Genomic DNA, 13,171 nt, shown 5'->3' with positions numbered 1-13,171 from the left:
CTTTATATCCTAAAAAAAATAAATGGTTACGTCAAAAACTATAGCAAACGGAATTTTAAGAGCAATAACCGTCATAGTCTTAACTGCTCTTCTTCTTTATTTCCTTTATCAAATCCAAGCCGTATTAATATATCTAATAATTGCGTTAATCCTTACGTTAATTGGAAATCCAGTTTTAGATTTCTTCAGAAGAAGATTGAAATTCAATCATGTATTTGCAACTATCGGTACCCTATTTATTTTCACGGTAATTATCGCTGGCTTTATAATGATGTTTATTCCTTTAATTTTATCTCAAGGTCAAAATTTGTCGCTATTAAATACTGGCGCTATTGAACAACAAACCATTCAATTAGTAAACCAAATAAGCGTATTTTTAGACAACCACCATATTGATTCATCAAAAATTCTAAGTGCGTCAGAAATCAGCTCTAAAATAAATTTTAACATTATTCCTAATTTTTTAAATACAATACTTTCTACTATCAGTAGTTTCGGAATGGGATTAGCCTCTGTCTTGTTTATAACATTTTTCTTTCTTAAAGAACGAAAATCATTTATTACAGGAATAAAAAAATTAATTCCAGACAGCCACGAAGACCAATTTTTGAATTCTTTAGAGAAAATAAACTCCTTACTGTCACGCTATTTCATTGGTTTATTACTGCAACTATTCATTGTTTTTGTTCTATATCTTACCGTCTTACTGATCTTTGGTGTTCCCAATGCGTTTATCATCGGTTTCTTGTGTGCTGTTTTAAATATTATCCCATACATAGGCCCTCTAATCGCCTCCGTTTTAGCAGCAATTTTAACGATGCTTAGTAACCTAGGAAGTGATTTTCAGTCAGAAATTTTGCCTACTACAATATATGTTTTACTTGGTTTTTGGATTGTTCAAGTTATCGATAATAATTTATCCCAACCTATTATTTTTTCGAAAAGCGTGAGTTCTCATCCACTAGAAATATTTCTTGTGATACTGATAGCGGGTTTTCTTTTCGGTATTTTAGGAATGATTGCAGCAGTTCCTCTTTACACCATATTAAAAGTAGTAGGTAAAGAATTTTTTCCAAAGAATAAAATAATTATCCTTTTAACTAAAAATATTTAATGTTGGATTTAAGCATACTAAATTCTGAAATTCAAGAATTTATAGATCGTAATATTGGCGTTAGCATCACAAACTTAGCCTTGCAAAAAAATCAGTTTCCAAAAGTAGAATGGATTTCTATTTTAAATCAAATAGAAGCAAAATCAAAAGCTAAGGACAAATTACCTCATTGGTTCAATACTAAAAATATTATTTACCCCAGTAAAATTTCTATAGAACAAACTTCATCCGAAAAAACAGCCCTATACAAATCCACTATTGTTTCTGGTAGTTCTCTAGTAGATCTAACAGGAGGTTTTGGTGTAGATGATTATTATTTTTCAAAAAGGGTTACTATCATAGCTCATTGCGAAATTAATCCTGAATTATCTGCAATTGTGGCGCACAATTACAAACAATTAGGTGTAACTAATATTACTTGCCACACTGGAGACAGTTTAAACACCTTACAATCATTAAACCAAAAATGGGATTGGATCTATATTGATCCTTCCAGACGTAATGACGATAAAGGCAAAGTATTTATGCTAAAAGATTGCTTACCAAACGTTCCTAATAATCTTGATAACTATTTTAAAAATACGGAAGCTATTCTAATAAAAACTGCTCCCTTATTGGATATTTCAGCAGGGGTGTTAGAATTGAAAAATGTAAAAACCGTACATATTGTCGCTTTGGAAAATGATGTAAAGGAATTACTATGGGAATTGAATAAAGATTATCAAGGAAGTATAAAGATTAAAACAATAAACATATTGAAAGACAAAACAGAAACTTTTGATTTTATATGGAATGATGATTCGCAGACACCAAACTACAGTAGACCTCAAAGATATCTGTACGAACCCAACAGCGCTATAATGAAATCTGGAGGATTTGATGAAGTAAGTGCTTACTTCGCTATTAACAAGCTACAAAAACATTCTCATTTATACACTTCAACAAATTTAATTTCATTCCCCGGAAGAATTTTTGAAATCCAAAACTACATTCCATACAGTAAGCATGAAATGAAATTATTTTTGCAGAATAAAAAAGCAAATGTCACAACTAGAAATTTTCCAGAAACTGTAGAAAACATTCGAAAAAAATGGAAAATAAAAGATGGAGGAAATGTATATTGTTTTTTTACAACTGATGATAATAACAATAAAATTGTTTTAATTTGCACCAAAATACAATAAAAATGAAACAGCTAACACTATTATTCTTACTCATAACAGGAAATTTTTTTGCTCAAACACCATGCGACTATAGTGAAAACATCAATGACTCTATAGGAACTTACAAGTCTACTAAGGCATACATGATCTCTGAGAAACATTTTGCTGGAAATTCAAGTTATATTTTCTATTCATTAGTACTAACAGACGGCCTACCTACCTTAAATGTTCAATTTATTCAAAAAAGTAAAGGCTTTATGAAAGCAAATTGTTTGGATAAAAATTCGAAATTGTATTTACAACTACATAATGGCCAAATTGTGACCTTGCTGCATATTATTGACCAAGAAGATTGTGGCACTATGATACGAGATGAGAAAGGCTTTGATAATAGAATTATGACTGGTTCTTTTATGTTTATTAAAGGTAGTTTTGAACAGCTAAAAAGTTCTCCAGTTTCTTTGATGAGAATCAAATATTTGACCGAAAATGAAGATTATGTGATTAAAAAAGAATTTCAATCAGAATTGAACAATGAAATTTATCAACCTGAAAACTACTTCATTTCTAATTTAGGTTGTATCGAATAAATTAATCACAATCCCATTTAACATTAGACACTTTATCTTTCAGGCCAGATTTTAAATTATAATGCCACCATTCAGAATCAAAGGAATTGAAATGTCCGGCAATCATTATACTTTTTAGCAATTTTCGGTTGTTTTTAACTTCTTCTGATAGCTTAGCATAACCATGACTGGCTTCAATCCCGAAAAAATCAAAAGGAGTTCCCATATCCAGTTCAATACCATTACTATCAACTAAAGTAATATCTACTGCTCCTCCTCTATTATGAATGGAACCCTTAGCCGGATCAGCAACATATTGCGGATTAGAAACAATTTTCCACATTCTTTTTTGAATATCTAAAGGGCGATAACAGTCAAAAAGTTTAATTCTATACCCTTTTTTAATAAATTCTTTATTTGCCTCCACTAAAGCCTCCACCGTTTTTAGACGCAAATAGCACTCTGCACAATCATATACTTTTGCTTTCAAAAAGTTATCCTCAGTGGCATATTTCATATCATAAACAAAATTGCTGTTATAGTTTTTTAAATTAACAAAAGTCGTATCGTTAACTACAGGGCATTTTGGGGTTCGACCAACAGGAATTTGTACTTGTGCTTTGCAAGAAATTATGGCCAAAAACAAAAAAAATATAAATTGGGATTTATTTTGAAACGTCATGAAGCTTTTTTTATAAAAATAAAACATTTAAAACTATTATATACAAAAAAACGACACTATTTCTAGTGTCGTTTAAGTGAAGGCAGAAGGATTCGAACCTTCGACCGCCTGCTTAGAAGGCAGGTGCTCTATCCAGCTGAGCTATGCCTCCATTGCTCATGTAAAAAAATCTAGTCGGGGTGGCAGGATTCGAACCTGCGGCCTCCTGCTCCCAAAGCAGGCGCGATAACCGAGCTACGCTACACCCCGAAAAAAACAGAACATCATTTAAATATTTTTTATAAAAACAACTTAAAAAAATTAAGCTACTTGATTCAAAATTGCAACATTTTGAAAAAAAAATATTAAGCGGAGGGACAGGGACTCGAACCCTGGCACCGATTGCTCGGTGACAGTTTAGCAAACTGCTCCATTACCACTCTGGCACCCCTCCTAAGCTCAGAGAAACTTGTCTCGTTTTGCGGTTGCAAATTTAAGACATCATACCGTTACTCACAACTATTTCAGGGCTTTTTTTTAATGTTTTTTTACATTTTTATAAAACGAGTTCACTATCAAACATATAGCAAAATAAAATCAATATTTTTTTTTCAAAAATATAATAATCAAATCAAAATCAGATTTTGTTTTAAAATGATTAAATTTGCTTCATAAACCAACATTATAAAGTCATGAACAAAAGAGTTGTTATCGTTTCTGCCGTTAGAACACCTATCGGAAGTTTTATGGGGGGATTATCTACAGTCACTGCTCCTAGATTAGGCGCAATCGCTATTAAAGGCGCTTTGGACAAAATAAAATTAGATCCAAATTTAGTTGATGAAGTATTTATGGGCAACGTAGTTCAAGCTGGCGTAGGTCAAGCTCCTGCTCGTCAAGCCGCTATATTTGCAGGTTTACCAAATACCGTAGCCTGTACCACAATAAACAAAGTATGTGCTTCTGGAATGAAAGCAGTCATGTTAGGCGCGCAAGCCATTCAATGTGGTGATGCCGAAATTGTAGTAGCAGGTGGAATGGAAAACATGAGTTTAATTCCACATTACATGCATTTGAGAAATGGAACAAAGTTTGGACCAGCAACAATGATTGACGGAATGCAAAGAGACGGATTGTCTGATGCCTATGACAACAATGCTATGGGTGTTTGTGCCGACTTATGTGCATCCGAATATAATTATACCCGAGAAGATCAAGACAAGGCCGCAATTCAATCGTACGAGCGCAGCGCTAAAGCATGGAAAGAAGGAAAATTTGATAATGAAGTTGTTCCCGTTCCTGTTCCTCAAAGAAAAGGAGATCCAATTATCGTTTCTATAGATGAAGAATTTACAAACGTAAAAATTGATAAAATACCTTCTTTAAATCCAGCATTTACAAAAGAAGGAACAGTGACAGCCGCTAATTCTTCCACAATTAACGATGGGGCTGCTGCAGTAATATTGATGAGCGAAGAAAAAGCACTTGCTTTAGGTTTGAAGCCTTTGGCTTACATCAAAGGATATGCAGACGCGGCTCAAGAACCGAAGTGGTTCACTACAAGTCCTTCAAAAGCAATTCCAAAAGCTTTAGCAAAAGCAGGAATAGCGATTGGCGATGTTGATTATTTTGAATTTAACGAAGCTTTCGCGGTAGTAGGTTTAGCTAACTCCAAAATTTTAGGATTAGACAGTAGTAAAGTAAATGTAAATGGAGGTGCTGTATCCCTAGGTCATCCTCTAGGTTGTTCTGGAGTGAGAATCATTGTCACATTGCTTAACGTTTTGAAACAAAATAATGGAAGTATCGGTGCTGCTGCAATTTGCAATGGTGGTGGTGGTGCATCAGCAGTTGTTATTGAAAGAATTTAATTAATTATGAGTTGTGAGTTATACGTTTTGATACGTATAACTCATCACTCTTACCTCATACCTTAACATACATGTTCGGAATTTGTAATCTGGCAATAATCCCGCTTCGGTTTGAACCTAGTGATAGAAGCGAAACCGTTTCTCAAGTATTATTTGGTGAGCATTTTGAAATTTTAGAACAGCAGAAGCAATGGTCTCGCATTAAAATGCATTTCGATGGGTACGAAGGTTGGGTAGATTCTAAACAATATCAAACCATTTCTGAATCAAACTTTAATCAGCTTTCTGAGGAGCCAATTATTCTAAATTCTGATTTAATTGAGTACATTACTGGGTCTTCTAATTTGTTAATCCCAATACCCTTGGGTGCTTCTGTTTCGTTTATTGACAACGACAACATAAATATTAATAATTTTGATTTTGAAGGAACTAAAGTTAATGGCATCAAAGACAAAAAACACCTTATCAACACTGCATTTTTGTATTTAAACGCTCCCTATCTTTGGGGTGGAAAAACTCCATTTGGTATTGATTGTTCCGGTTTTACCCAAATGGTTTACAAACTTAATGGGTACAAATTATTAAGAGATGCGTCACAGCAAGCTAAACAAGGAGAGGCATTGAGTTTTATTGAAGAAAGCGAGCCTGGTGATTTAGCTTTTTTTGATAATGAAGAAGGCAACATTACTCATGTAGGCATTATCATGGAAAATAATTATATTATTCATGCCAGTGGAAAAGTAAGGATTGACAGATTAGATCATTTAGGTATCTATAATGCAGAAATAAATAAGCATACTCATCAACTCAGAGTCATAAAAAAAATTATATAAAAAAACCTATCTAAAAATATTTTTAGATAGGTTTTTATTTAAACGAAAACTAATATTACATTTTGGCTTTCAGTTCTTTTTTCTTCTCAGTCATTTCTAAGGCACTATATACACTAAGAAGTGTAGATGCTACTTCTGCGTTTTTAGGATTCAATTCATAAGCTTTCTCCAAATAAGGTAGCGCTCCTCTGAATACATCTTCTCTTTGTTTTTTTAAGACTAAGTATCGTTTGTTATCATTATCAGAATTTCCTAATTTATTCATTTCTTTCAAAATATTCGTATCGGCATCTAATTTTAATATAGCTAAATTTAAATAAGCATTTATATAATCAGGTTTTATTTCGATTGCTCTTTTATAATATTTTTCAGCTTCAACTAAGTCTTTTGCATTAGCGCTAATAACACCTAAATTAAAAATCAAATCCGCATCGTTAGGGCTTTTTTCTAACACTTCAGTTATTATTTTTTTATACGTTACAAAATCTTTTGTATCTAAATATAAATTTGCTTGAGTTAATAGCAATGATACGTCTTCAGGGTTTGCTACTCTTGCCTCAGCAATCGCTTTTTTAGCTTCTTCTGTTTTTCCAGCATCAACTAATATCAAAGCCATATTTTTATATATCTCTCCCCTTTTCGAAGGAATAACTTCTGTTCTTGGCTTCTCATGAGTACCCATTTTTACCATCCTGTCTCTTTCTGCAACTGTAGTAAAAAGATCTTCCTCTTCTGTTAATTTATTTACAGCTAAATAACTAATTCCTTTTCCAGAATAATTTAGTCTTTTCAACTCTTCATAGCTTTTTAGCGCTTTATCATACTCTTTTGCATTCACATAAGTTGATGCTGCGTAGTATAGATTTAAAGTGTCTTTTTTATCTAACAAATAAGCATCATAAAGTTTCTTTGCACTATCAGCGTGCTTGTCAATTTTAGAGTCAGCAATCGCACTATTTATCAATTTAAATTTTATCTCAATAATTGATTTAGTAGCCTGCTCCGAATATTTTGATTTTCCAGATGCTTTCTCTACATCTACTAAACTTAAATAAGCATCTGCAGCCAAACCTAAATTTTTATCAGTATCGACACTTTTATTCGCTAAATCAAGATAAGTATTTCCCTTCACAAAGAAAAACTGAGCTTTTTCATCATCACTAGCATTAGACATTAAGGATTCAGCACCTTGCAAAATTGTCACTGCCTCCTGGGAGTTTCCCTTTTTTAGCGCTTTTTCAGCAGCTTTAATTTCGTCTTTTTGAGCAAAAGATGCTACTGATATCAATAAAGCTGACGCTAGTATTACATATTTACTTTTCATAAAATTCTATTTTATAATTAATTATTCTGGTTCTTGTATATAATCTTTATTTATGCTTCGTCATCATCATCATCAGAATCATCATCAGATTCCTCTTCATCTGAATCTTCCTCGTCTTCATCATCGTCAGCGACACCTTCATCTTCTAATTCTTCCATAACTGGTTTAACTCTTTCGATTGTTTCCACTTCAAGAACATTACCATCTTCATCAACAACAACCTCTTCAGGATCATCTTTCATAACTTTAGTAACAGCAGCGATAGAATCTTTACCTTTTAAGTTAATCAATTTTACACCTTGAGTAGCACGTCCCATAATTCTTAAGTCTTCAACAGCCATTCTAATAGTCAGTCCTGATTTGTTGATAATCATTAAATCATCTGCATCAGTAACGGCATTAATTGAAATCAAATTACCAGTTTTCTCCGTAATATTTAAAGTTTTCACTCCTTTTCCTCCACGGTTGGTAATACGGTAAACATCTACTCCGTCATCATCAACTAATTTGGTACGTTTTCCGTATCCGTTTTCAGTTACCACTAAAACTTGTGAATCGTTTACTGCATCCTTATCTACAGTAACCATGCCAATCACTTCATCAGAATCATCCTTGAGTGAAATTCCACGAACTCCAGAAGCCGTTCTTCCCATTGGACGAGTTTTTGTTTCCTCAAAACGAACTAATTTACCTGACTTCACAGCAAGTATAATTTGGCTTTCACCATTCGTTAATTTCGCTTCTAACAATTCATCTCCTTCTTTAATCGTAATTGCCGCAACACCATTCACCCTAGGCTTAGAATATTTTTCTAAAGATGTTTTCTTAACCTGACCTTTTTTAGTTACCATAATCAAATTATGGCTCTTAATATAGTCTTGGTCTTTTAGATCCTGAGTACATATAAATGCTTTTACTTTATCATCACTCTCGATATTAACAAGATTTTGAATCGCTCTACCTTTGGCTGTTTTACTTCCCTCCGGTATTTCATAAACACGCATCCAGAAACATTTTCCTTTTTGGGTAAAGAACATCATATATTGATGATTTGTCGCAACAAACATGTGCTCTAAGAAATCTTGATCTCTCGTTCCTGCGCTTTTTTGACCAACTCCTCCTCTATTCTGTGTTTTGTATTCCGTTAGATTTGTACGTTTAATATATCCTGCATGAGAAATTGTAATAACTACATTTTCATCAGCAATTAAATCTTCAATACTAACATCACCACCTGAATATTCAATTAATGAACGACGTTCATCTCCGTATTTATCACGAATTTCAACAAGCTCTTGTTTAATCAAAGCAATTCTTAAATTAACATCTGCTAATAAAGCTCTTAAATGCTCGATTAGCTTCATGATTTCATCATATTCGGCTCTTAACTTATCTTGTTCAAGACCTGTCAGTTGACGCAAACGCATTTCAACAATTGCTCTTGCTTGTATATCAGATAATTTGAATCTTTCAATCAATTTTCCTCTTGCTTCTTCAGTGTTTTTTGAAGCCTTAATTAATGCGATAACCTCATCAATATTGTCTGACGCAATTATCATACCTTCAAGAATATGCGCTCTTTCCTCTGCCTTACGCAATTCAAATTGAGTTCTACGAGTCACGACATCGTGACGATGCTCTACAAAATAGTGAATCATGTCTTTCAGATTCAACATCTGCGGACGGCCTTTTACTAATGCAATATTATTTACACTAAAAGAAGACTGTAATTGAGTATACTTATATAAGGTATTTAAAACTACATTTGGCGTAGCATCACGTTTCAGAATATAAACAATACGCATACCGTTTCTATCTGATTCATCACGGATATTTGCAATCCCTTCAATTTTCTTATCATTTACTAAATCAGCGGTACGCTTAATCATATCAGCCTTATTGACTTGATAAGGGATTTCGGTAACGATAATACATTCTCTACCGTCTACTTCTTCAAAGCCAACTTTAGCACGCATCACTACTCTACCTCTTCCTGTTTTGAACGCTTCACGCACCCCCTCGTAACCATAAATAATACCACCAGTTGGAAAATCTGGTGCTTTAATATAGTTAATCAGCTCATCAATCTCGATATCATTATTATCCATATACGCCAAAGTACCATTGATAACTTCGGTAAGATTGTGAGGAGGCATATTAGTTGCCATACCTACAGCAATTCCTGTTGCTCCATTAATTAATAAAGTAGGAACGCGAGTTGGCATTACTTTTGGCTCATATAAAGTATCATCAAAATTCAATTGAAAATCAACTGTCTCTTTTTCGATATCAGCCATTATTTCTTCCGAAATCTTACGCATTCTAGCTTCAGTGTAACGCATTGCCGCAGGGCTATCGCCATCAACGGAACCAAAGTTACCTTGACCGTCAACTAGTAAATAGCGCATGCTCCATTCCTGAGCCATACGAACCATGGCATCATAAACAGACGTATCTCCATGAGGGTGATACTTACCTAAAACTTCTCCGACAATTCTGGCGGATTTTTTATGGGCTTTATTTGAAAAAACTCCTAAATCATACATTCCGTAAAGAACTCTTCGATGCACTGGTTTCAAACCATCTCTAACATCAGGAAGTGCTCTTGACACAATTACTGACATCGAATAATCGATGTAAGCTGATTTCATTTCATCTTCTATGTTAATAGGAATTATGTTTTCTCCTTCAGACATAAGTTGTTATATTAAAATATTATATTAGTTTCAAAACGTGCCAATATACAGCTTTTTGAAGTTTTTTATAACATTTTAACACTCTTATTTCAAAGATTTATTAACAAAATTATATTGGTTTTGTTTAATAAATTTGAAGCTATACTATAATAATCCCCTATTTTTTTTGTCACTTAGCTGACAGGACATCTTAAGGTATGATTTTTGTTTTTAAGATACTAATTCACTAAATTTACATATACAAAATATACATTATGGATGATAATTTTTCACCAAGAGTAAAAGATGTTATTACTTATAGCAAAGAAGAAGCTTTGCGATTGGGTCATGACTTCATAGGCACTGAACACTTGATGCTAGGTATCCTTCGAGATGGTAATGGCAAAGCAATTCAAATATTAAATAACCTTTCTGTCGATTTAGACCATCTGCGTAGAAAAGTAGAAATACTAAGCCCAGCAACCCCTAGCGTAGACACTAATTTAGAAAAGAAAAACCTTCATTTAACGCGGCAAGCAGAACGCGCTTTAAAAACCACTTTTTTAGAAGCAAAAGTATTTCAAAGTTCCTCTGTAAGTACAGCGCATTTACTGCTTTGTATTCTAAGAAACGAAAACGATCCAACAACCAAGCTATTGAATAAACTTAAGATTGATTACGATGTAGCTAAAGAACAATATATCAATATGACACCAAACGAAGAAGAATTTTTGGAAAATTTACCTAAAGCTACAGACTCTTATAATGACGATTCAGGACAAGATGACAGTCTAAAAGAAGGTAATTTTAATAATCCAGCCAATAAATCTAATAAGAAATCTAAAACACCTGTGTTAGACAATTTTGGACGAGATTTAACAGAAATGGCCGAAGAAGGAAAATTAGACCCAGTTGTAGGACGTGAGAAAGAAATTGAACGCGTTTGCCAAATTCTGAGCCGACGTAAAAAGAACAACCCATTACTTATCGGTGAACCCGGAGTTGGTAAATCAGCTATTGCCGAAGGTTTAGCTTTACGAATTATACAAAAGAAAGTTTCTCGAATTCTTTTCAACAAACGCGTAGTCACATTAGACCTTGCAAGTCTTGTTGCAGGAACTAAATACAGAGGACAGTTTGAAGAACGTATGAAAGCCGTAATGAATGAATTGGAAAAAAATGACGATATCATTCTTTTTATAGACGAAATTCATACTATCGTTGGAGCTGGTGGCGCTACAGGTTCTTTGGATGCATCCAATATGTTCAAACCAGCGCTTGCAAGAGGAGAAATCCAATGTATCGGAGCTACAACATTGGACGAATACAGACAATATATTGAAAAAGATGGTGCGCTAGAAAGACGTTTTCAAAAGATAATTGTAGAACCAACATCTGTTGAAGAAACAATTACCATTTTAAATAACATCAAAAACAAATACGAAGACCATCACAATGTTACTTATTCACAAGAAGCAATTGAAGCTTGTGTAAAATTAACAAACAGATACATGTCTGAACGTTTTTTACCAGACAAAGCAATTGACGCTTTAGACGAAGCAGGTTCACGTGTACATATTACTAACATCGAAGTTCCTAAAAAGATACTTGATTTAGAGCGTCAATTAGAAGAAATACGCGAACTGAAAAATGTTGTTGTTAAAAAACAAAAATATGAGGAAGCAGCTAAACTTCGTGATGATGAAAAACGCATCGAAAAAGAATTAGCAATAGCTCAAGAACAATGGGAAGAAGATGCAAAAAACAACCGAATTGAAGTTACAGAAGATAATGTTGCTGATGTAGTTTCAATGATGACTGGAATTCCAGTGAACCGTATCGCACAAACAGAAAGTAATAAACTAGCCATATTACCAGAACTTATTGAAAGTAAGGTTATCGGACAAAAAGAAGCTGTTTTAAAAATTGCTCGTGCCATTCAAAGAAATCGTGCTGGATTGAAAGACCCAAACAGACCTATTGGTTCGTTTATTTTCTTAGGTCAAACAGGAGTTGGAAAAACACAGTTAGCCAAAGTTCTTGCTAAGGAGTTATTTGATTCTGAAGACGCACTAGTTCGAATCGACATGAGTGAATACATGGAAAAATTTGCTATCTCTCGTTTAGTTGGAGCGCCTCCGGGATACGTAGGTTACGAAGAAGGTGGACAGTTAACAGAGAAAGTACGCAGAAAACCATATTGTGTTGTATTATTAGATGAAATTGAAAAAGCACATCCTGATGTTTTCAACATGCTTTTACAAGTCTTGGACGATGGTTATTTAACTGATAGCTTGGGTCGTAAAATTGATTTCAAAAACACTATAATTATCATGACTTCAAATGTTGGAGCCAGACAATTAAAAGATTTTGGTCAAGGTGTTGGTTTTGGTACAGCTGCAAGAACCGCAAATGCCGAAGATAATTCCAAAAGTATTATTGAAAGTGCTTTGAAAAAAACGTTTGCTCCTGAGTTCTTAAATAGAATTGACGATGTAATTGTCTTCAACACCTTAGAGAAACATGATATCGATTTAATTATCGAAATCGAATTGAAAAAATTATATGCTCGTCTTACTGAACTAGGATACAAATTGACTCTTTCTGACAAAGCAAAAGCGTTTATTGCGGACAAAGGTTTTGACAAGCAATTTGGTGCTAGACCACTAAAAAGAGCTATTCAAAAATATGTTGAAGACTCACTTGCAGAAGAGATTATCACTTCTAAAATTGCTTCTGGAGATGAAATATTCATGGACATTGAAGACGGAGCTCAAGAACTAAATGTAAAAGTTAATAAAGCTGAAGAGCCAACGAAACAATAGAATAACATCTTTTAGATACTAAAACAAACCCGTTACGTTTTTATAACATAACGGGTTTATTCTTTATGTAAATTTATCCTATTTTTAAAAACAAATATTTACATTTGACTTTTATAATTTGACCTTAACAAAAATA

General features: G+C 33.5%; 9 protein-coding genes and 3 tRNA genes. 6 read left to right on the top strand and 6 right to left on the bottom strand.

Annotated elements, in window-relative coordinates; genetic code table 11:
• The first annotated feature begins 22 nt into the window (after positions 1-22).
• The 3 genes from AC4PRO_RS04980 to AC4PRO_RS04970 are packed head-to-tail and all read left to right on the top strand — an operon-like array spanning position 23 to position 2,867.
• Positions 23-1,114, top strand: a complete 1,092-nt coding sequence (locus tag AC4PRO_RS04980; RefSeq protein WP_492116536.1) for an AI-2E family transporter — start codon at positions 23-25, stop codon at positions 1,112-1,114.
• A gap of 2 nt (positions 1,115-1,116) precedes the next feature.
• On the top strand, positions 1,117-2,298 hold the full coding sequence (locus tag AC4PRO_RS04975) for a THUMP-like domain-containing protein (RefSeq protein ID WP_492116633.1): 1,182 nt from the start codon (positions 1,117-1,119) through the stop codon (positions 2,296-2,298).
• A gap of 2 nt (positions 2,299-2,300) precedes the next feature.
• Positions 2,301-2,867, top strand: a complete 567-nt coding sequence (locus AC4PRO_RS04970; RefSeq protein WP_492116535.1) for a hypothetical protein — start codon at positions 2,301-2,303, stop codon at positions 2,865-2,867.
• Position 2,868: 1 nt separating this feature from the next.
• On the opposite strand, the gene AC4PRO_RS04965 is transcribed toward AC4PRO_RS04970, so the two are convergent.
• The 4 genes from AC4PRO_RS04965 to AC4PRO_RS04950 form a co-directional block, all read right to left on the bottom strand.
• Entirely contained in the window at positions 2,869-3,528 is a 660-nt protein-coding gene (locus AC4PRO_RS04965) for a M15 family metallopeptidase (RefSeq protein WP_492116534.1), read from the bottom strand.
• Positions 3,529-3,605: 77 nt separating this feature from the next.
• Positions 3,606-3,679 (bottom strand) — tRNA-Arg (locus AC4PRO_RS04960).
• 23 nt (positions 3,680-3,702) lie between these two features.
• Positions 3,703-3,777 (bottom strand) — tRNA-Pro (locus AC4PRO_RS04955).
• A gap of 100 nt (positions 3,778-3,877) precedes the next feature.
• Positions 3,878-3,961 (bottom strand) — tRNA-Ser (locus AC4PRO_RS04950).
• A gap of 238 nt (positions 3,962-4,199) precedes the next feature.
• Between AC4PRO_RS04950 and AC4PRO_RS04945 the strand changes: the two genes are divergently transcribed.
• Both AC4PRO_RS04945 and AC4PRO_RS04940 read left to right on the top strand, forming a co-directional pair.
• Complete coding sequence (locus AC4PRO_RS04945; protein WP_074722433.1) at positions 4,200-5,378, top strand: acetyl-CoA C-acyltransferase; 1,179 nt, start codon at positions 4,200-4,202, stop codon at positions 5,376-5,378.
• Between the two features lie 71 nt (positions 5,379-5,449).
• Positions 5,450-6,211 carry a C40 family peptidase gene (locus AC4PRO_RS04940; RefSeq protein ID WP_492116533.1) on the top strand — a complete coding sequence of 254 codons (762 nt, stop codon included), beginning with the start codon at positions 5,450-5,452 and terminating at the stop codon, positions 6,209-6,211.
• Between the two features lie 55 nt (positions 6,212-6,266).
• On the opposite strand, the gene AC4PRO_RS04935 is transcribed toward AC4PRO_RS04940, so the two are convergent.
• Positions 6,267-7,535, bottom strand: coding sequence for a tetratricopeptide repeat protein (locus AC4PRO_RS04935; protein WP_492116532.1), 1,269 nt, complete (start codon positions 7,533-7,535; stop codon positions 6,267-6,269).
• 50 nt (positions 7,536-7,585) lie between these two features.
• Complete coding sequence (gene gyrA, locus AC4PRO_RS04930) at positions 7,586-10,231, bottom strand: DNA gyrase subunit A (protein ID WP_492116531.1); 2,646 nt, start codon at positions 10,229-10,231, stop codon at positions 7,586-7,588.
• Between the two features lie 254 nt (positions 10,232-10,485).
• Here gyrA and AC4PRO_RS04925 point away from each other — a divergent pair, with 254 nt between their 5' ends.
• Positions 10,486-13,035: an ATP-dependent Clp protease ATP-binding subunit gene (locus AC4PRO_RS04925; RefSeq protein WP_074722441.1), complete on the top strand. Its 2,550-nt coding sequence runs from the start codon at positions 10,486-10,488 to the stop codon at positions 13,033-13,035.
• The last annotated feature ends 136 nt before the right edge of the window (positions 13,036-13,171 follow it).

This window comes from Flavobacterium sp. DW-iso2 (assembly GCF_058725285.1).
This window is presented reverse-complemented; position numbering and strand designations above follow the sequence as displayed.